This window comes from Rhodococcus aetherivorans (genome assembly GCF_011058165.1).
GTDB classification, from domain to species: Bacteria; Actinomycetota; Actinomycetes; order Mycobacteriales; family Mycobacteriaceae; genus Rhodococcus; species Rhodococcus aetherivorans.
Window position 1 is genome coordinate 37102 of record NZ_JAALEG010000015.1, and the last position, 20395, is coordinate 57496.

A 20395-nucleotide genomic window follows, 5' to 3' on the forward strand; every position below is an offset into this window, starting at 1 on the left:
TGATGCAGTGACGGAAACCACATTAAGCTATAGGCATTAGATTTGTCTATCGGGGTCCGTTGTGCCCGCGCCGTGTGACATCGACGTTGATGCCGGTGAGGTGCGACTGATTGCTGAGGACGTCGTATCCGTCTTTCCCGATGGGGGAGAGTCTGTTCACGTTCGCACCGGGCTGGCGCCGCGCCACCTCGAGGCTGCGAGCGGAGCTCTGACCCCATCCGTGTGTCATCGCGACTACGCCCGGCTTGAGGGCCTCGTCGTATGCCAGTACCGCGTCGACCGACCCGTAACGGTTGTGGACGGTGACGTCGTCACCGGCGACCAGTCCGCGCCGCTCCGCGTCGGCCGGGTTCATCCACAGGGGATTATTCTGGTGCACTCCTTGTTTCAGTACCGGAAGGTTGTGCAGCCAGCTGTTCGCCATGTACAGGGTGCGGCGTGTGATGAGCTTGAGCTGGTCGGCACTCTCGGTGGACAACTCCTCGAGAATGTCCTCGGCGGTGCGGTATGCGCGCCGGAAAACTGCCGGGCAGCAGTCGATCAGGCCGTCGTCGTGCTGCACTGCGATGGTGAACACGTGCGACGGGTCCGCCTCGGGCAACACCGCGGTCTGGCAAGGCATTTCCTTCAGCCGCTCGATACTCAGGCCCGAGTCGCGCATGGCGGCATCCGCGTTGGCGAGGGGGTCGGGATCGGGACTGTCGAGCAGCGTCTCCACGCCCATCTCCTGCTGGATTCGTGACAGGATCCACCAGTCGTCGCGCCGGTCGCCCCTCGGCGGTACCACCGCGGGGGTGTACTGCACGTAGGGCTCCATCGCGACGCCCATCGTGTTCAGGAAGTTGAGGTCCTCGTGTTCGAGCCAATCCGTGGCGGGGAGAACGTAATCCGCCATCTCGCCGGTGACCGTGCGGTACAGGTCGATCGTCACGATCAGTTCCAGGTCTTTCAGGGCGCGGCGCAGGCGCTCTTCTCCGCCTACCGACAACAGCGGGTTACCGGAGATGACGATCAACGCTCTGATCGGATCATCCCGAGTCTCGATGTACTCCGACAGCATTGCTGCGGGCAGATCCCCACTGACAGTGCGGACCTCGCCCACGCTGTTATGGAAGAACGGATTCTCGCGCTTGCGCTTCGAATTCTGCACGACGTCGGTCATGCCGCGGGAGTAGATGTTGCCGCCTCGGCGGCCGAGGTTGCCGGTGAAGAGACTGATCATGTTGAGCATCCAGTACGCCAGCGTGCCCTGGCGTCCCTGGTTCACGCCGGTCGCCATGTAGATGCTGGCGGTGGGGGCGGTGCAGAAGTCCTCGGCGACCTTCCTGATGACGTCGGCCTCGATGCCGGTCGCCGCCGTTACTCGCTCGACGGGATACGCCCGGAGGAAATCGAGCAGCCCGTCGATGTTGCGTGCATGCTTCTCCACCGCGGTGCGGTCGTACCCGATCCGGAACACGATCTCGTGCAGGATCGCCGCGAGGAAGTAGAAGTCGGAATCGGGTTTGATCAGCAGCACGTCACCGGTGTCCGGTCCCGACGACTCGATCCGCCGCGGGTTGACGAACAGGACGGTCCCTCCGCGCTGCTTGACCGCCTTGATCTTGGCCATCGGGTTCGAGATGTGCATGAGGGTCATGTGCGAGACGAGGGGGTTGCTGCCGAGACACAGGAAATAGTCGGTGTGCAGCAGATCCGGGATCGGATGCGCCATCGACGCCCCGTAGATCGCCTCGCTTGCAGCGTATTTTGCAGAGGTATCCTGGGTGCCGGCGCTGAAACGCATCCTGGTGTCGAAACCACGCGCGAGTGCCGCCGCGTTGGCGTAGTAGGTGCCGTTGAACGCCGACGGGTTGCCTTGGTAGACGGCGAGCGCGTTGCGCCCGTACCGCCGGCGGATGTCCCCGAGCTTGTCGGCGATCTCGCGTACCGCATCGTCCCAGTCGATCGGTACGAAGTCGCCGACCTCCTCGTGGCGAGGATTCGTGCGCTTGAGCGGGCGGTCGAGGCGGTTCGGATCGTCGTGGACCTGGAGGAAGTGCACACCCTTGTGGCAGGCGAATCCCTGGTGGATCGGGTGATCCTTGTCCGGCTGCAGTGAGACTACCTGGTCGTCCCGGACGTCTGCGACGAGACCGCACCCCGGTTCGCAGATGCGGCAGAACGTGTGGACCCGGCGCGTCGTCACCTGGTCAACCGCCCACGGCGGCTGCGCAAGTCGATGCCGCCCACGGCGGCTGCGCGAGTCGATGCCGCCTGCGCCTCGTCCCGATAGTTGGACGGCCACTTCTTGCCCAGGGTCAGTCCCCCGTCGACTCCGAGGGCCTGGCCCGTGACGAACTCGGAGTCGTCCGAGGCGAGGAACGCCGCGGCGTGCGCAAGGTCCTCGGGTTCGCCGGCTCGCGGGATGGGCTGGAACGTCGTCAGGCTGCCCCGTACGGCGTCGACGCTGCGGTCGAGTGCTTCGTCCTCGAGTCCCGCACCGTGGCCTACGATGCGGGTGGCGACTCCTCCGGGGACCAGTGCATTGACGCGGATCCGGAATTCGGCCAGCTCCACGGCCGCGGTCCGGGTCAGTTGGAGCACGGCGGCCTTCGCGGCGCTGTAGGGATGCGGTCCGAATCCGGTGCGCACGCCCGCGACGCTCGAGACGTTGACGATGCTGCCGGAGCCCTGGTCGCGCATCACGCGCGCGGCATGCTTGGTTCCGAGGAACACGCTGCGTGCGAGCACGGCGAACCCGTCTTCCCATTCCTCGAGGGAGGTGTCCCCGAGGAATGTCCAGGCACCGACGCGGCCCGCGTTGTTGACCATGCAGTCGAGCCGTCCGAACCGGTCGACCGCCAGCGCGATGGCGGCCTCGACCTCGGATTCGGTGCGTACATCGGTGTGCAGGTAGGCACCGCGGGGACCGAGGGCGGCAGCAACGGTCTCCCCGCGAGCGTCGTCGATATCCGCGACGATCACACGCGCCCCGCGCTCGACGAACACGTGAGCAGTGGCTGCGCCGATTCCGCTCGCGGCTCCCGTCACCACGGCAACCTTGCCGTCGAGGTTCGTCATGGTGGACTCCTTCGGTTGTGCTCGCCGGTTCCTCGAGCTTTAATCTAAAGACATTAGTCTTCTTCTGTCGAATCCTTCGTCCCTGGGGAGAGCCATATGTCCGATGCGACACCGATCCTGACCGAGCGGCCGCGGCCGGGCATTCTCCTGATTCGCCTCAATCGCCCGGACGAGCTCAATGCCATGAACGTCGACCTCATCGACGCGCTGCACGAGGTGCTCGCCGAGGTGCGGGACGATTCGACCACCCGCGCGATTGTGCTCACCGGTGAAGGACGTGCCTTCTGCGCAGGTCTGGATCTGCGCGGATACGGAATCCCGCAGGGTGCGACCGAGGGGGAGGGTCGCGCGCAACTCGGACTGCGGGTGCAGAAGCACATCGCGGGTCTCGTCGATGCATTCCGCGGTGCGCGGCCACCGATCATCGCGGCCGTCAACGGGGCCGCGGCGGGCGGCGGAATGTCGCTCGCCCTCATGTCCGACATACGCATCGTGTCCGAATCCGCGGTGTTCCATGCCGCGTTCATTCGCCGCGGCCTGTCCAACTGCGACATCGGAATGAGCTGGCTCCTGCCCCGCATGATCGGCTTCTCCCGGGCTGCGCAGATCATGCTCACCGGCAGGTCCGTCGACGCCGCCGAAGCCGAACGGATCGGGCTCGTCTCGTCCGTCGAACCCGCCGACAAGCTGCTCGACGTCGCGCTGGACACCGCCGGGGCCATCGCGCAGAACAGCCCGTTCGGCGTCTGGATGACCAAGGAAGTGATGTGGTCGAACCTGGAGGCGCCCAGCATGCGCGCTGCAATCGACCTCGAGAACCGTACGCAGATCCTCAGCTCGTTGACGCGCGATCACAAGGAAGCCGTCGTCTCGTTCCTCGAGAAGCGGCCGCCGGCGTTCCAGAATCACTGACCGGCACCGATTGATTCGACGACACACCGAAGAGGCAGTGAAAGCAGCATGAGAGTTGGAATCGCCGCAGGGTATTGGGGTTCGGGCCCGCCGCGCAATGTCGAACGGATGCTCGCCGAGGCCGAAGCGCTCGGGGTCGACAGCTTCTGGACCGCCGAGACCTACGGGTCCGACGCGCTGACACCTCTCGCGTGGTGGGGTGCGCAGACGTCGAGGATCAAGCTGGGGACGTCGGTGTGCCAGATGTCGGCGCGCACACCGACGGCGCTGGCGATGGCCGCGCAGACCCTCGATCACCTCAGCGGTGGTCGCGTGATCATCGGCATCGGCGCGTCCGGGCCGCAGGTCGTCGAGGGCTGGTACGGGCAGCCCTACCCGCGACCTCTCGAACGCACCCGCGAGTACATCGAGATCATGCGGCAGGTGTGGGCGCGTGAGGAGCCGGTGACCTACTCGGGACGGCACTACCAGCTGCCGCTCCAGGGCGGCTCCGGACTGGGGAAGCCGCTCAAGTCGATCGTCCACCCCCTGCGTGACGACGTCCCCGTCTACATGGGCGCCGAGGGCCCGAAGAACGTGGCGCTCGCCGCCGAGATCGCCGACGGCTGGACGCCGCTGTGGTTCTCGCCCAAGAGCGACGAGTTCTACCGCACGGCACTCGCCGAAGGCTTTTCGCGTGAGGGAGCGCGCCGCACCGCCGATGACTTCGAGGTTGCGAACGTGTGCTGGCTCCTCGAGAACGACGACGTGGAGAAGGCCGCCGCCCGGCTCAAGCCGACGGTCGCGCTCTACGCCGGCGGTATGGGGGCCAAGGGTGCCAACTTCCACAACGACGTGTTCGCCCGCATGGGGTGGGGCGAGGTGTGCGCCGAGATCCAGGAGCTGTACCTGAGCGGGCGGCCCGAGCTCGCCGCACAGGCCGTGCCCACCGAGATGGTCGAGGACGTCGCCCTGGTCGGTCCCGCGGACAAGATCATCGAAGAGATCGAAACCAAGTGGAAGTCCACGTGCCTGACCACCCTCATCCTCGGTGGGTGGCCGAAGCCGGAGAACCGCGCGCGCATTCTGGAGGCAGTGCAGTCGTGACCCTCGATCCGAGAACCCCGATCCTGGTCGGCACCGGCCAGGTCGACGAACGCGGCGGCGGCGTGGAGCCCGTCGATCTCATGGCCCGCGCGGCGCGCGAGGCCGCTGCCGATGCCGGGTCCGCGCGCCTGCTCGAACTGGTCGACTCCGTCCGCGTGGTCGGGCTCCTGTCCTGGCGTTACCGCGACCCGGGCGCACTCGTCGGCGAGCGCATCGGCGCGACCGTACGGCACACCGGTTACTCCGGAAACGGTGGGAGTACGCCGCAGGTGCTGGTCAACGGTGCCGCCGAGGACATCGCCGCTGGCCGCGCCGACGTCGTGCTCATCGGTGGCGCCGAATCCTGGCGGACCCGCATGAAGCTGCGGGCGCAGAAGCAGCGACCCGAGTGGAGCGTGCAGGACGAGTCGGTGCCCGCCGCCGAGATCATGGTCACCGATGTGCCGATGGCGGACGAGAGCGAACGCCGGATCGGTCTGGACCGGCCCTCGTACGTCTATCCGCTGTTCGAGCAGGCGCTGCGGGTCTCGGCGGGACGCTCCCTCGAGGAGCACCGCGAGTTCATCGGGGGCCTGTGGTCGCGGTTCAGCAAGATCGCGGCAACGAACCCGAATGCGTGGGTGCAACGGGAGTACACCGCGGCGGAGATCGCGACACCGTCGCCCGAGAACCGGATGATCTCCACGCCCTACACCAAGCTGCTGAACTCGAACAACATGGTCGATCAGGGCGCGGTGCTGCTGATGTGCTCGGTCGAGACGGCCGCCCGGCTCGGTATCCCGCGGGAGAACTGGGTCTTTCCGCAGTCCGGCACCGAATCGCACGATACGTATGCGATCGCCGAACGGGGTGCCCTCGACGGGTCACCGGCGATTCGCATTGCGGGGGCGCGGGCTCTCGAGCTCGCGGGTATCGGGCTGGACGATGTCGCGCACGTCGATGTGTACTCGTGTTTTCCGTCGGCGGTACAGGTTGCGGCGAACGAGCTGGGGTTGGCGCTGGATGATCCGGGTCGGCCGCTGACCGTGACCGGTGGTCTGACGTTCGGGGGTGGCCCGTGGAACAACTACGTGAGCCATTCGATCGCGACCATGGCGAAACGGGTGCGTGAGTCCCCGGGTTCGTACGGTCTGGTGACCGCCAACAGCGGCTATCTCACGAAGCACGCCATGGGCGTGTACCGGACGGAACCTCCCGCCGGAGGATTCCGGCGGCTGGACGTGCAGGCCGAGGTGGCGGGGCAGCCCACGACCGCCGCGCTCATGTCCTACGCGGGCACGGCGTCGGCGGAGTCGTGGACCGTGGTGTACGGCCGCGACGGTTCGCCGGAGCGTGGTTTCCTCGCGGCACGCACTGCCGCAGGGGAGCGAACCCTCGCGGCGACCACGGACGCCGAGGATCTCGCGCGCCTCACGGAGGGCGATGTTGCAGGTCAGCACGTTTCGATCACGGAGGACGGGCAGTTCCACTTCGCGCGACGTTGACGGCATTTATCTAACGACATAAGGTTATTGCACTGACGGACACGACAGGCTCGTGTCACGAATCGAGGAGTTCACAGATGTCTGTCGAAGACTTTCGTGCACTGTACGAACAGCATGTCGGCTACGTTGTCGCCGGAAACATGAAGGCCGCTCTCGCCGACATGGTGCGAGAGAACATTCCGCAGGTCTTCGACGGAATCGACACCCCCCGCGAGGCCACGAAAGGCTTCGAGATCAAGGACGTGCGCGCCGAGGGCGACCGGATGGTGGGCGAGACCGTCTACGACATGGGCGACCGTTCGATCGGGCTGCGCTCCATCTGGGAGCTCCACGACGGACGCTGGCTCGCGGCGAAGCTCGAGAACTTCCCCGCCGGAACGGAGACGAACGCATGACCGCAACAGAACTCGCGACCGAACCGTGGGGACCCGCGCCGGACGGACTCGATCAGCCGTACTGGGACGGTCTCCTTGCCGGTGAGCTGCGCCTTCAGCGCTGCAGCGATTGCCGCACGTGGATCTGGGGGCCGCAGGCCATTTGCGGTCACTGCCACAGCTTCGACCTCGGATGGGAAACCGTCGAGCCGGCCGGCACCGTCTACAGCTGGAATCGCAGCTGGTACCCGTACATGGACGAATATGCCGAGCGGTTGCCGTACGTGACGGTGCTCGTCGAACTGCCGCACGCCGGTGGCCGACGGGTGCTGGGCATTCTCGCCGACGACATCGACGCGAACCCCGAGATCGGCGACCGGGTCGTCGGAGTCTTCGAGCGGACCGAGGGCGCCGCCTGGCCGTTGCTGCGCTGGCGCCGGGCCGATTCGATCGTAGAGGGAGAAATGCGATGAGCGCCAACATCATGCGCGGCGCGACGGCCGTCGTCGGCGTCGCCGAACAGCATTACAAGCGCGGCGAAGCCCCGCACAGCGAGAAGCGCATGACTCTCGAGGTCATCCTCCGGGCGTGTGCCGACGCGGGCATCAACCCCCGCGAGATCGACGGCTTCGTCTCCTACGCGGGCGGCGCCAACGACGGCGCCATCATCGGCGGCGCACTGCTGATCGACGAACTGCGTTGGTCGAACATGATGTGGGGTGGGGGCGGCGGCAGCGTCGCAGCGGCCATCACGAATGCGGCCACTGCGATCGCCACCGGTCAAGCCGAGTGTGTTGTGGTCTATCGCGCGATGACGCAGGCGGATACGGGTCGGCTCGGATACGCGAAGTACCACTACGGCAGTCACTTCCTCGCGCACGGCATCGGCTCGCCCGCGCAGATCTGCGCGATGCGCACCCAGCGGATGCTCGAGCACGGCGGGGTGCCGCGGTCGGCCATGCGCTCCCTGGTCCTCGCGTCGTACCAGCACGCGCAGAGCAACCCGACGGCGCAGGGTTACGGACGCCCACTCGACGAGGAGACCTACGAGGATTCGCGGTTGATCGCAGAGCCGTTCCACCTGTTCGACTGCTCCCGTGAAAGCGACGGTGCGGTCGCGCTGGTGCTCGTCTCGGCCGAGCGGGCGAAGACCTTGCGTCCCGACCCGGCGTATCTACTGGCAGGCGCGCAAGGTGCACCGGGCGGATACTCGGAACTGATCGACAACGATCTCGGCGAGCAGTACATGACCGCCGGATTCGGCCCGGCCAACAACGGAAAACCCGGTGTCGCCGAAAGACTTTGGTCTGCAGCCGGTCTCGGACCGGATGATGTCGACGTGGTCCAGGTCTACGAGAACTTCAGTGGTCCTGCTGTCGCGGCACTGATCGATCACGGCCTCTGTCCGCCGGGGGAGGCTGCCGGCACCTTCATGACCGTCGAGAACCTCACCGCGCCGAACGGCAAACTGCCCATCAACACCAGCGGCGGCAACCTCGCCGATTCGTTCATCAACGGTCTGAACCTCGCGGTCGAAGCGGTCCGGCAGATCCGCGGCACCTCGACCAACCCGGTGGAGGGCGCGAAGACCTCCCTGTTCATCGGCGGCCCGATGGCGCCGTTGGTGAGCTCGGTGCTGTTCGGCCACGAAGACACCCTCTGACCGCCACGTCCGAAAGGCACGACATGAACGACCGTGACACCAATAGTCTGGACCGGAACGAGCTGTTCATCGGCGGACGGTGGGTAGCGCCGAAGTCCGGTGGCGGCGTGGACGTCATCGAGGCGGCCACCGAGAAGGTGCTGGGTACCTCCGCTCTCGCGTCCGACGCCGACATCGATGCGGCCGTCGCGGCCGCGCGTACCGCCCTGACGGGTCCGTGGAGCAGGCTGACCAACGTCGAACGGGCCGACCTGCTCGACACGTTCGCGGCCACCCTCAAGTCACGTGGTCGCGACACGTCCCGGCTGGTGAGCCGCGAGAACGGCATGCCGATCGCGCTGTCGGGCGGTGTGAACGGTTTCGGCCCCGCGGCGATGCTCTCGTACTACGCAGGTCTGATCCGCGAAGCGTCCAACGAGGACGTGCGGCCGAGTGCATTCGGCGGTCGCACCGTCGTGCGCCGCGAGCCCGTGGGCGTGGTCGCGGCAATCACGCCGTGGAACTACCCGCAGCCGCTCGCTGCGATGAAGCTCGCTCCCGCGCTCGCGGCGGGATGCACGGTGGTGCTCAAGCCCGCCCCCGAGACCGCACTCGATGCGTTCGCCTTCGCCGACGCCGCGCTCGAGGCGGGCCTGCCCGACGGTGTGGTCAACGTCGTCCCCGCCGACCGCGACGCCGGTGCCTACCTGGTTTCGCACCCGGGCGTCGACAAGGTGGCGTTCACCGGGTCCACCGCGGCAGGTCGCGCGATCGGGGCGGTCTGCGGTCGGCTGCTGCGGCCGGTCACGCTCGAGCTCGGCGGCAAGTCCGCGGCGATCGTCACCGAGCACGCCGATCTCGACGTCTTCGCGAAGAACCTGCTCGAGGTGTCGCTGGTCAACAACGGCCAGACCTGCCACGCGAGCACCCGGATCCTCGCCCCGCGCTCGCGGTACGACGAGGTCGTGGACGCGGTCACCGAGACCGTGCGGGCACTGACCGTCGGTGATCCGCTCGACAAGGCCACCAACGTGGGTCCGCTGGTCTCGGCCGCGCAGCGCGACCGCGTCCTCGGCTACATCGCTTCGGGCCGCGCCGACGGCTACCGCATCACCACCGGCGGCGGCGTCCCTGCCGACCAACCGCTGGGGTGGTTCGTCGAGCCGACCGTGTTCGCCGACGTCGACAACTCCGCGCGCATCGCGCAGGAGGAGATCTTCGGTCCGGTGCTGACCATCACCGCGTACGACGGTGAGAACGAGGCAGTTGCCATCGCCAACGACTCGGAGTACGGACTCGGCGGCACGGTCTGGACCACAGACGAACAGCACGGCCTCGACCTCGCGGCGCGGATTCACAGCGGCACAGTCGGAGTGAACTACTACGCCCTCGATCTGGACGCGCCGTTCGGCGGCGTCAAGTCGTCGGGGCTGGGCCGCGAGCTCGGCCCGGAGGGACTGGCACCGTACTTCACCGCGAAGTCGGTGTACTTCGGAACTCGCTGACCAGAGCCAGGTCTCGCGGCGAGCACACACTATTGGAGCACAAGATGGCACTACCTCTGCATGGTGTCCGGGTACTGGAACTGACGGACGGATTCGGCGACACCGCGGGCCGGTTCCTCGCCGACCTCGGGGCCGAGGTCGTCCGAGTCGAACTGCCCGGAGGCTCGCCTTCGCGCTCGGCGCACCCGGTCCGGAACGGCGTGAGCGTTCCGTTCGCGCTGCGCAACGCGAACAAGCTCGGCGTCACGCTCGATCTCGAGGAGGACGAAGGCCGGGACCGGTTGCGCGCCCTCGCGCGGCGCTCGGACATTCTGCTGGAGTCGTTCCCCCCGGGCTTCCTCGCTGCGCGCGGCGTGGGTACTGCGGACCTGTGCCGGGCCAATCCCGCGCTCGTGGCCGTGTCGATCACCGGTTTCGGTCAGGACGGTCCGTATCGCGACTGGGCGGCGACAGAGCCGGTCCTGTATGCGCTCAGCGGTGTATTGTCGCGTTCCGGTGAGCCGGGGGAGCAGCCTCTGCTGCCGCCCGACGGGCTGATCGACGAGTCGGTAGGCGTGCACACGGCGTGGTCGGCGCTACTCGCCTACTTCGACCGGTTGCACACCGGACGTGGCCAGACCGTCGACATCTCGGCGTTCGAGGTCATCGTGCACGGCTTCGATCCCGGATTCGGTGTGCAGGGCTCCGCTGCCGCCGGCCGTTCCGAGGACTTCCCGCGGGGCCGGCCCGACGCCGCCAACTTCTACCCGGTCTATCGCTGCGGCGACGGGCAGGTGCGCATCTGCCTGCTCGCGAAGCGGCAGTGGCGGGCGATGTTCGAATGGCTCGGTGAGCCGGAGGAATTCGCGGATCCGACATACGACACCATTCCCGCGCGATTCGCTGCGTCCGCTCGCCTCAATCCGCTCATCGAACAGCTGTTCAGCACCTATACCCGCGACGAACTCGTCGTCGAAGGTGCGGCCCGGGGCATCCCGATCGGTGGTCTCAACACCGTGTCGGAGGTCTTGACGACCGAGCATTTCGATGCGGCCGGTACGTTCGTCGATACCGAGATCTCACCCGGCGTCACCGCGCGAGTCCCGTCCGGGTACGCGAAGGTCGACGGGCAGCGAGCCGGAGTGCGCATGCGTGCGCCAGAACTCGGTGAGCACAACGACACGGTGTTCGGGTCCGACATCGACGGGGCTCACGATCCGATTCCCGCACTGCAGCGCGAACCGGGTGGGCGGCCGTTCGAGGGTCTTCGGGTCCTCGATATGGGTGTCGTGGTGTTCGGTGCTGAACTCGGGCGCCAGTTCGCGGACAACGGCGCCGACGTCATCAAGATCGAGAACTCGAACTTCCCGGACGGATTGCGTCAGTCGAAGCGGGGTGCGGCCCTCGCCGCGTCCGTGGCGTGGGGCCACCGTAACCGCCGCAGCCTCGGACTGAACCTGCGCAGTCCCGAAGGCATCCGCATCTTCAAGCGGCTGGCCGCCGAAGCGGACATCGTGCTCGCCAACTTCAAGCCCGGCACTCTCGCCTCGATGGGGCTCTCGTACGACGAGCTCGCCGCGATCAATCCGCGCATCATCGTGTCCGAGAGCAGCGCCTTCGGCAGTGTCGGCCCGTGGAACAAGCGGCTCGGCTACGGACCGCTGGTACGGGCAGCCTGTGGTGTCTCGGCGCTCTGGCGGTACTCGGACACCACTGATGCACTGTGCGACGGCTCGACTGTCTACCCCGATCACATCGCCGGACAGGTCACCGCAACCACGATTCTCGCCACGCTGATCCACCGGCTGCGGACCGGGCGTGGCGCCGCGATCGAGGTCGCTCAGGCCGACACCGCGATCGTGCAACTGGGTAGCCAGCTCGTCGCGGAACATCTCGACCCTGGGTCGATCGGCGCCCCGGGAAATTCCGATCCGTACTCGGCGCCCTCCGGGGTGTACCCGTGTGGAGGTGACGACGAGTGGTGTGTCGTCACCGTCCGCGACGACACGGACTGGGCGAGGCTGTGCGGTGTAGTCGGCCGGCCCGACCTCGCCGACGACCCTCGTTTCGCCACCGCCGAGCTCAGGATCGACCACCGCGCCGAGGCCGACGAGGTGCTGACGGAGTGGCTGCTGCGGCACACGCCGACCGAGGCGATGGAGACTCTGCAGGCGGCTGGAATACCGGCCGGGGCCATGATCCGGTTGCCGGAGCTGCTCACCAACCCTCAGCTGATCGCGCGCGGTGCGTACACCGAGCTCGAACACGAGCTGCTTCCGGCGCCGCTCCCGACCGCGAAGCAGGTGGCGCACTTCGCGACGTTGCCGGACTGGCCGCTGCGGCAGGCGCCCCTGGCCGGTCAGCAGACACGTGAGATCTGCGAGAGAGTGCTCGGGCTGAGCACAGTCGAGATCGATTCGCTCGTGCGCGACGGCGTGCTGCAACCGCCCGCCGACGATCCGGCGCTGTCGCCGGTTCCCTCCACTGTGTGACACAGCCGAGAAGGTCCCCGGAGCTTCCTCCGGGGACCTTCTCCTGTTCGGGCCGACTTCCTGCGACCGGGTCGAGCGGGATCAGCGCGTCGACGGCGTGAACGTGATCGGCAGCTTCTCGCATCCACGGACCTGGGACGAATGGAAGACCGCGGGATTGTCCGGAACGAGCGCGTAGTCGGGAATCCGCTTGTGAATCTCCTCCATGGCGAGCCTCAGCTCGAGCCGCGCGAGATGGGAGCCGAGGCAGCGATGCGGGCCGGCGCCGAACCCGATGTGGCGGTTGGGGTGCCGTTCGATCTGTAGCTCGTCAGGGTTGTCGAACTCGTCGTCGTCACGGTTGGCGGAGGTCATCAACACCAAGAGTTGGTCGCCGGCCTTGATCGAGACACCACCGATCTCGGTGTCTCGGGTCGCACGCCGGCCGCCGCTCGTGGCAGTCTCGATCCGCAGGATCTCTTCCACCGCCGACGGAATCAGCGTCGGGTCGTCAAGGATCGCCTCGCGCTGCTCGAGATTACGAGACAGGTGGATGAGTCCCCAGGCGAGAGCGCCTTGGACGGTGTGGAGTCCCGCGACGAGAAGCAGGAAGAACATCCGGCACAGTTCCTCGTCGGTGAGCTGCCTGGGTGTTCCTTCGACGTCGAGTGGGGTGTTGATGATCTGCGCCGTGAGGCTCCCGGAGTTGTCGCCGCCGGAGCGGACCCGGGCGACCACCTGCCCGAAGTACTCGTAGATCTCGCCGGCGGCCTTCGCGCGGGCCTCGGCCGATTCCTCCTCGCTCGCGCCGGGGATGCCCTGGAGCGTGATGTCGGTCCACTCCGTGAATTGCGGTGCGTCGCTCAGTGGCCACCCCATGAGCGCAAGGAAGATCCGCGTCGGCAGTTCGTGTGCGAACTCGGAGATGAACTCGCACTCGCCCTTTTCTGCGAAGTCGTCGATCAGCGCGGTGATGATGCCCCGGATCTCGGGCTCGAGCGCCTTCATTTGCTTGGGACTGAACAGCGGCTGAAGTGCCTGCCGATAGTAGCTGTGTTCGGGCGGGTCGAGTTCGAGTGGAAGGAATTTGCCCTGCGCGGCATTGAGCAGGTTGTTCGGGAAGCTCGAGAACGTCTCCGGATCCTGGAGCACCTGGAGTGCCTCGCTGTATCGGGTGACGACCCAGTGTCCGCCGTGATGTGGGGAGTAGAGGACCGGCCCTTGCTTGCGTAACGCAGCGACACGCTCCTGGAACACATCGGCCGGCACGGCCAGGGACGGGTCGTACACATCGAAGTCGGTGATCAGATATGCGGGAATTTCGATCTGTGTCGTGATCATCGGCGATCCTTCGCGAGGGGAGTGATCCGGAGAGCGCCTCGGCGGGGAGGGGTCTTCCGGGGAGTCAGGTGATGTGGCGCTGTGACGAGCGCGGGCTGACGTGGGGAGGGGCGATTGCCTTGGGACGACGGTAGATCAGTCGTTTCCGACCGGTCAACAGCGTATGTGCTCATGTCTGCGTTTCGCAGGGGAATTGCTGTCGCGCAGTCGGTGCCCGCTTGACCGATTAACCGATAGCATTTAGATTGATCGGTGTGATGCGCAGCACTCGCGTGCTGCGGGTGGGGCGCGTATCACACGTAGCACGCGGTGCTTCCCTGTTCGTGTCCGTGAACTGAAATCTGTTGTGGGACAGAACGTACTGTCTGCAATCCCGGCGCCGTTCGTCGTCACAGAATTGTCTCCCGGAGGGGCAAACATGGGCTTTCGTCGCGTAATCGCAGTCGAACGCAAGGGCGCGGCCGTGCTCGTCGCCGACGAGCAGATCGAGAGGCTGGACGCCGCCGGAATCGACCCCATCTGGCGAACCGACTCCGATCCCGAGGTCCCCAATTCCGGTGAAGTACCGGACGCCGTCGGATTTCCGGATCCGGGCGGAGTGTGGGTGATCGGCTGGGTGCTCGAGCCTGGTCGCATCGGCGACAGCGACAACGGAATCGTCGTCATGGACGACGAGGATCCGGGGTTTCATCGGACGGATTCCGTGGACGTGCACGTCCTTCTCGAGGGTTCGCTCGTGCTCGAACTCGACGACGGTGTGGAGATCGAACTGAATCCCGGCGACACGGTGGTGATCAACGGGAACAGGCACCGATGGCACAACCGAGGAGAACGGACCGCTCGGGCCATCGTCACCATCTGCGGCGCGTCACGCAATGACCGACAGGAGAACTGAAATGGAATCGGCAACCGAGAACACCGGGTCGAACGTGAACTATGCGCCGGCTGCGAGGAAGGCTCCGCTCCGGTGCGGAGTGTTCCTTCCGCCGTACCACAATCCCCGCCGTAACCCCACGATGGCGATCGAACAGGATCTCCGCCATGTCGAGGATCTCGATCGGCTCGGTTTCCACCAGGTGTGGTTCGGCGAGCATCACAGCGGTGGATACGAGGTCGGTCCGTCACCGGAACTGATGATCGCGGCAGCTGCACAGCGCACCGAGCGCATCGAGCTGTGCAGCGGTGTCATCTCTCTCCCGTACCACCATCCGTTGATGGTGGCCGACCGAATCACGTTCTTGGATCACATGACTAGAGGACGCATCAGGATCGGTGTCGGGCCGGGCGCGCTCGTGGCCGACTCGCAGATGATGGGCATGGACTACAACCTTCTGCGGCCGCGGATGGAGGAATCCCTCGACGCCATCCTGGAACTGCTCGAGACACCGGGGCCGGTCGACCGGAAGACCGAATGGTTCTCCCTCGAGGATGCCCGAGTGCAGCTGGGCCCCTATTCGTACCCCGGCGTGCCGATCACCGTCGCGGCGGCGATGTCCCCGTCCGGACCCAAGCTGGCCGGCAAGTACGGACTCGGTCTGCTGTCCATCGGTGGCACCAGTGACAAGTCGTTCGAATTGCTCGAGCAGACGTGGGGTATCACGACCCACGAGGCGAACGAGCACGGTCGGACGGTCGACCGCGGTGACTGGGCGATCGTCGGCAACATCCACATCGCCGACACCTTCGAGCAGGCCGTCGAGGACACCCGGTACGGGCTGCGCGACTTCATGGATTACCGCCACGTCGTCACCCCGATGAAAATGATCGAACCCGGCGAAGAAGTCGCGCACGAGGAACTGGTCCGGCGCGTCAACGAGTCCGGATACGGCTGCATCGGCGATGCGAACGACGCCATCGACTACATCCAGAAGATCATCGACCGCACCGGCGGCTTCGGCACCTTCCTCGCGACAGCACACGACTGGGCCGACACCGAGGCCACCTCACGCATGTACCGCATCCTCATGCGCGACGTCATGCCGCGCTTCACGGGCGCCTGCGAACCGCTGCTGAACTCCTATCACTGGACCCAAGCGCGCAAGGACGGCTTCAGTGAGCGATTCGCGACCGGCATCAGCCAAGCGACGCAGGACTACGAGCGTGTGAAGAGCGCGCGGTAGTCGATCCGGCAAGACCCCGCTCAACACCGTTATCCGACAGCAGGAGAATCGATGACCTCACTCGACGGAAAAGTAGCAATCATCACCGGCGGAGCTCGCGGCCAGGGTCGCGCCCACGCGCTCACGCTTGCCGCTGCCGGCGCCAGGATCGTGGTGTGTGACGTCGCCGCACCGATCAAGAATGTGCAGTATGCACTCGCGACACCGGGGGACCTCGAGGAGACGATCCAGCTGGTCAAGGAAGCCGGGGGTGAGATTGCCGGCATGCAGGCGGATGTGCGAAGCAGTGCGGACATGAAGGCTGTCGCAGATCTTGCGGTATCGCAATTCGGAAGGATCGACATCCTGCTGGCGAACGCCGGAATCCACGATCACTGCGAGTCGACGATCGAGATCGAAGACGACGCGTGGCAGACGATGCTCGACGTCAACCTCACCGGAGCGTGGAAGGCGTGCAAGGCTGTCGTACCGGTGATGATCGAGGGTGGTCGAGGCGGATCGATCGTGATCACCTCGTCGGTCGACGGACTCGGCGCTTCTCCCTCGTGGGGGCACTACGGCGCCGCGAAGCACGGACTCCAAGGCTTGAAGGACACACTCGCGTTCGAGCTCGCCGATCACAACATCCGCGTCAACACGGTCAACCCCACAGGGGTCAATTCGCCCATGGCGGAGGGACTGTCGAAGGTGTTGCCACACGTGGTGCGGAAGTGGAAGCACAACGACCGCACGAATCTGCTCGACGTGATGATGCTCGAACCACAGGATATCTCCGACGCCGTGCTGTGGCTCGTGTCCGACGGCGCGAAGTACGTGACCGGGATCGACCTGCCGATCGACGCGGGCTACCTGACCAAGCACTGACCGACCGGACTTTCTGCGACACCCGCCCGTAGGGCGAAGGAGCGATATGCCGATTCACGAAAGCGGTGCGATCCGATGACACCGGGTCCCGGGGTGGCCCGCGAGTTCCCGGCCACCGTCCTGGCCGGTCCGTACGCGGACGGCCTGGACCTGCCGTATTGGGAAGGTCTGCGGGCGGGTGAGCTGCGGCTGCAGAGATGCGGCCGGTGTGGACTGTGGATCTGGGGACCACGCTGGATGTGCGGACAGTGCCGGGCGTTCGACCCGGCATGGGTCGCCGTGGAACCGGTCGGACGGGTCTTCTCGTGGTCGCGGACCTGGCACCCCTTCATCCCGGAGCTGGCCGGCGAACTGCCGTACGTCACGGTTCTCGTCGAGCTCCCGCACGCCGGGGGGCGACGAGTGCTCGGTCTGCTGGCGGAGAACGACGATGCGGACATCGCCATCGGTGACTCGGCTGCGGGAATCATCCAGCAACCTGCCGACTCGCCCTGGCCGGTGCTCCGCTGGCGCCTCGCGAGTACTGCGAACGGGACCGAACGGGGAGACGAGCGATGACCGGCTCATTTCTCCGCGGTGCCGCAGCCGTCGTGGGCGTCAGCGAATTCCACTACAAACGAGGCGAATCGCCCGACAGCGAACTTCGGATGACGTTGCGCGCCATCGTCGAGGCTGCTGCCGAGGCCGGGGTGTCGCCCCGCGAGATCGACGGCTTCGTCTCGTACGGCGGCGGTGACAACGACGGGACCGTCGTGGGTGCGTCACTGATGTCGCACCGGATCCGCTGGTCCACCATGATCTGGGGTGGTGGCGGTGGTGGTGCCGCCGCGGCGATCACCAACGCGGCGGTCGCTATCGCAGCGGGCCAAGCACAGTGCGTGGTCGTGTACCGCGCCATGGCACAGCGGGATTCCGGCCGCCTCGGATATGCCAAGCACCATTTCGACGGTCACATGCTCCCGCACGGAGTCGGATCCCCCGCCCAGGCCTGCGCACTGCGCACCCAGCGGATGCTCGAGCACGACGGCGTCCCGGAATCCGCGATGAGGTCCCTGGTTCTCGCCGACTACAAACATGCGCAGCAGAATCCGGCTGCCGCGGCGTTCGGGCGTCCTCTCGACGAGTCGACCTACGAAGCCTCGCGGATGATAGTCGAGCCGTACCGGCTCTACGATTGTTCTCGTGAGAACGACGGAGCCGTTGCTCTGATCCTCGTCGCTGCCGAGCGCGCCGAGAAGCTCCATCCGAATCCGGCCTACGTGCTGGCCGGCAGTCAGGGCGCGGTAGGGGGCTACGCCGTCGACACGGAGAACGATCTCGACTACACCTCGGCGGGATTCTCCGGGGCGGCGGGGGTCGCGGAGAGTCTGTGGGCAGATGCCGACCTCGGTCCCGACCAGGTCGATGTCGTCCAGGTCTACGAGAACTTCAGTGGTTCCGGGGTGGCCGCGCTGATCGATCACGGGCTGTGCCCACCCGGCGCCGAAGCCGGCAAGGTCATGACCCTCGAGAATCTGACGGCTCCGCACGGACTGCTCCCGGTGAACACCAGCGGGGGCAATCTCGCAGATTCGTTCGTCAACGGGATGGGGCTGGCAGTCGAGGCCGTGCGCCAGGTGCGCGGAAGCTCGGCAAACCAGGTGCCCGGGGCGAAGGTGTCCCTGTTCATCGGCGGGCCCATGGCCGCACTCTCGAGTTCGGTACTTCTCTGCACGCGCGACGTGCTGTGAGCTGAAAGGAAGCAGGACATGAGCACCGACACCGACACCGACATCGATGGCGTCTCGATCGCCCAGCGGATCGTCGGGGCCTGGGAACTCGTCGAGTACTCGACAACCTCCGATACGGGAAAGGTCGACTACCCGCTGGGTCCCGAGGCTCGCGGACTGATCATCTACTCGGCGGACGGGTACATGTCGGCACAGATCATGCGTTCCGGCCGAACCCTCTACCGGACGCGCAACGTGCACAGCGGCGAGATGGGCGAACGAAGCGAGGCCGCCGGGGGGTACCTCGCCTATTCGGGTCCCTACCGTGTCGACGAGGACAACTCCGCTGTCTGGCACGAGATGGCGGTATCGCTGTTTCCGAACTGGATCGGCGACGACCAGAAGCGGTACGTGCGCTTCGAGGGTGACGTGATGACCCTGTCGTCGGATCCGCTCGTGTTCCGCACCACCACGCTGTCTCCGGCACTGGTCTGGCGACGGATCACACCCCGCGCGGTACGGACGGCGCCATGAGCCCGATGCAGCTCGTTCCTGCAGGCGAGATCCGGGTGCACATAGCACCGGCCAGATGAGAGGACGACACGTGTCGACTCGAGTGGACAGCAGCACCGGCCCGGCAACGGACACTCGGGCGCTCCGCGACGTCTTGGGACATTTCTGCTCCGGTGTGACGGTGGTGACGGCGATGGTAGGCGACGAACCGGCCGGATTCACCTGTCAGTCGTTCTCGGCGCTGTCGCTGGATCCGCCCCAGGTCCTGCTGTGCCCGAGCCGGCGTTCGACGAGCTGGCCGGCGATTCGTACCGCCGAGACGTTCTGTGTCAACGTACTTTCCTCGGGCCAACACGCTCTCAGTGACCGCTTTGCGAAATCGGGGGGCCGGAAATTCGACGGAGTGCGGTGGCGCCCGGCCGAGGGCGGCGCGCCGATCATCGGCGGGGTGGCAGCGTGGTTCGAGGTGGCGCTGGCTGCGGAGCACGACGGTGGCGATCACCTCATCGCGGTTGCCGACCTCCTCGGCTTCGGGTCCGATCCGACCACGCAGCCACTGGTTTTCCATCGGAGTCGATACGGCGGGGTTGTGGAACTGAGTCTCGGGTCGATCGAAAGGGGGACGTGATGGGACGACCGGCAAAGCCTCTGATCAGCCGGAGTTCGACGATCGCGGCAAGCATCGAGATCATCGACACCGAAGGTATGGCTGCGTTCAGCCTGCCGCGCGTGGCCAAACACCTGAACGTGAAAACCTCCTCGCTGTATCACCACTTCGCCGATCGCCGTGAGCTCATGACAGAGGTGGCGAAGGAGCTCATGACCGGGGCCACGGTGCCCGAGTATTCGTCGGATACCGACTGGGTGGAATGGTTCGTCGAACTCAGCCTCAACTACCGCGACGCGATTCTCCGCCATCCCAATGCCGCTCTCGTGCTGGTGCAGTTTCTTCCGCGCGACGTCCTCACGAGAACGTACGAAATGTGTGCCCGAATCCTCGAGGACGGGGGCGTACCGGCGCGCCTGCACGTGGTGATCCTGGACGGACTGGAGAAACTGGCACTCGCCACCACTCTGAGCGATCTCATGCGCGACCCGGTCGGCAGCACGGAGGTCTTCCCGAATGTCGACGAGCGGAGACACCCGACGCTCACCCGCGCGCTGGCAGCCAACCGATGGTCGTCGCGCGAGCTCTTCGTGGTAGCGATCCGAGGATTCCTCGCCGGTGTGATGGGTGTGGCCACCGCACCGGTGAGCGACGAAGGTCTGCGGGACCTCGTCGGATCGTAAGCGGTAAGCCGTTGCTTCTTATGCCTTCTCGGTGACGAGCAG

19 protein-coding genes are annotated in these 20395 nt (G+C 66.1%); 16 read left to right on the forward strand and 3 right to left on the reverse strand.

The window, feature by feature from the left end; genetic code table 11:
* Positions 1-46: 46 nt before the first annotated feature.
* Together G6039_RS08970 and G6039_RS08975 are read right to left on the reverse strand one after the other, a co-directional pair.
* On the reverse strand, positions 47-2188 hold the full coding sequence (locus tag G6039_RS08970) for a molybdopterin-containing oxidoreductase family protein (protein ID WP_043799801.1): 2142 nt from the start codon (positions 2186-2188) through the stop codon (positions 47-49).
* Positions 2185-3063 carry a glucose 1-dehydrogenase gene (locus G6039_RS08975; protein ID WP_043799804.1) on the reverse strand — a complete coding sequence of 293 codons (879 nt, stop codon included), beginning with the start codon at positions 3061-3063 and terminating at the stop codon, positions 2185-2187. The genes G6039_RS08970 and G6039_RS08975 overlap by 4 nt, the downstream gene beginning before the upstream one ends.
* Before the next feature lie 96 nt (positions 3064-3159).
* On the opposite strand from G6039_RS08975, the gene G6039_RS08980 reads away from it, so the two are divergent.
* The 8 genes from G6039_RS08980 to G6039_RS09015 all read left to right on the forward strand — a co-directional run bounded on the left by G6039_RS08980 (position 3160) and on the right by G6039_RS09015 (position 12537).
* Positions 3160-3975 (forward strand): enoyl-CoA hydratase/isomerase family protein, encoded by an 816-nt coding sequence (locus tag G6039_RS08980; protein ID WP_029541616.1) that lies wholly within the window; start codon positions 3160-3162, stop codon positions 3973-3975.
* A gap of 48 nt (positions 3976-4023) precedes the next feature.
* The gene (locus G6039_RS08985) at positions 4024-5061 is read left to right on the forward strand and encodes an LLM class F420-dependent oxidoreductase (RefSeq protein ID WP_043799805.1); all 1038 of its coding nucleotides are present in this window, start codon (positions 4024-4026) and stop codon (positions 5059-5061) included.
* Positions 5058-6545, forward strand: a complete 1488-nt coding sequence (locus tag G6039_RS08990; protein WP_043799808.1) for an acetyl-CoA acetyltransferase — start codon at positions 5058-5060, stop codon at positions 6543-6545. The genes G6039_RS08985 and G6039_RS08990 overlap by 4 nt, the downstream gene beginning before the upstream one ends.
* A 77-nt stretch (positions 6546-6622) precedes the next feature.
* Complete coding sequence (locus tag G6039_RS08995; RefSeq protein WP_006936319.1) at positions 6623-6940, forward strand: hypothetical protein; 318 nt, start codon at positions 6623-6625, stop codon at positions 6938-6940.
* Entirely contained in the window at positions 6937-7392 is a 456-nt protein-coding gene (locus G6039_RS09000) for a Zn-ribbon domain-containing OB-fold protein (protein ID WP_006936317.1), read from the forward strand. The genes G6039_RS08995 and G6039_RS09000 overlap by 4 nt, the downstream gene beginning before the upstream one ends.
* Positions 7389-8582, forward strand: coding sequence for a thiolase C-terminal domain-containing protein (locus G6039_RS09005; protein ID WP_006936315.1), 1194 nt, complete (start codon positions 7389-7391; stop codon positions 8580-8582). Before G6039_RS09000 ends, G6039_RS09005 begins: the two co-directional genes overlap by 4 nt.
* Positions 8583-8605: 23 nt before the next feature.
* Positions 8606-10066, forward strand: coding sequence for an aldehyde dehydrogenase (locus G6039_RS09010; protein WP_043799811.1), 1461 nt, complete (start codon positions 8606-8608; stop codon positions 10064-10066).
* Positions 10067-10110: 44 nt separating this feature from the next.
* Complete coding sequence (locus G6039_RS09015) at positions 10111-12537, forward strand: CaiB/BaiF CoA transferase family protein (RefSeq protein WP_006936308.1); 2427 nt, start codon at positions 10111-10113, stop codon at positions 12535-12537.
* 81 nt (positions 12538-12618) lie between these two features.
* Here G6039_RS09015 and G6039_RS09020 read toward each other — a convergent pair whose 3' ends face one another.
* Positions 12619-13857: a cytochrome P450 gene (locus G6039_RS09020; protein ID WP_043799813.1), complete on the reverse strand. Its 1239-nt coding sequence runs from the start codon at positions 13855-13857 to the stop codon at positions 12619-12621.
* 418 nt (positions 13858-14275) lie between these two features.
* Between G6039_RS09020 and G6039_RS09025 the strand changes: the two genes are divergently transcribed.
* The 8 genes from G6039_RS09025 (at position 14276) to G6039_RS09060 (ending at position 20353) form a co-directional block, all read left to right on the forward strand.
* Positions 14276-14752, forward strand: a complete 477-nt coding sequence (locus G6039_RS09025; RefSeq protein ID WP_006936304.1) for a cupin domain-containing protein — start codon at positions 14276-14278, stop codon at positions 14750-14752.
* Between the two features lies 1 nt (position 14753).
* Positions 14754-15977 carry an LLM class flavin-dependent oxidoreductase gene (locus G6039_RS09030; RefSeq protein WP_006936303.1) on the forward strand — a complete coding sequence of 408 codons (1224 nt, stop codon included), beginning with the start codon at positions 14754-14756 and terminating at the stop codon, positions 15975-15977.
* Between the two features lie 51 nt (positions 15978-16028).
* Positions 16029-16841 (forward strand): mycofactocin-coupled SDR family oxidoreductase, encoded by an 813-nt coding sequence (locus tag G6039_RS09035; RefSeq protein WP_006936302.1) that lies wholly within the window; start codon positions 16029-16031, stop codon positions 16839-16841.
* Positions 16842-16916: 75 nt separating this feature from the next.
* Positions 16917-17399, forward strand: coding sequence for a Zn-ribbon domain-containing OB-fold protein (locus G6039_RS09040; RefSeq protein WP_029541633.1), 483 nt, complete (start codon positions 16917-16919; stop codon positions 17397-17399).
* Positions 17396-18571 carry a thiolase C-terminal domain-containing protein gene (locus G6039_RS09045; RefSeq protein ID WP_043799815.1) on the forward strand — a complete coding sequence of 392 codons (1176 nt, stop codon included), beginning with the start codon at positions 17396-17398 and terminating at the stop codon, positions 18569-18571. Before G6039_RS09040 ends, G6039_RS09045 begins: the two co-directional genes overlap by 4 nt.
* A gap of 18 nt (positions 18572-18589) precedes the next feature.
* On the forward strand, positions 18590-19084 hold the full coding sequence (locus tag G6039_RS09050; RefSeq protein ID WP_043799817.1) for a lipocalin-like domain-containing protein: 495 nt from the start codon (positions 18590-18592) through the stop codon (positions 19082-19084).
* A gap of 70 nt (positions 19085-19154) precedes the next feature.
* Complete coding sequence (locus G6039_RS09055) at positions 19155-19691, forward strand: flavin reductase family protein (protein ID WP_043799818.1); 537 nt, start codon at positions 19155-19157, stop codon at positions 19689-19691.
* On the forward strand, positions 19691-20353 hold the full coding sequence (locus G6039_RS09060) for a TetR/AcrR family transcriptional regulator (RefSeq protein ID WP_043799821.1): 663 nt from the start codon (positions 19691-19693) through the stop codon (positions 20351-20353). The genes G6039_RS09055 and G6039_RS09060 overlap by 1 nt, the downstream gene beginning before the upstream one ends.
* The last annotated feature ends 42 nt before the right edge of the window (positions 20354-20395 follow it).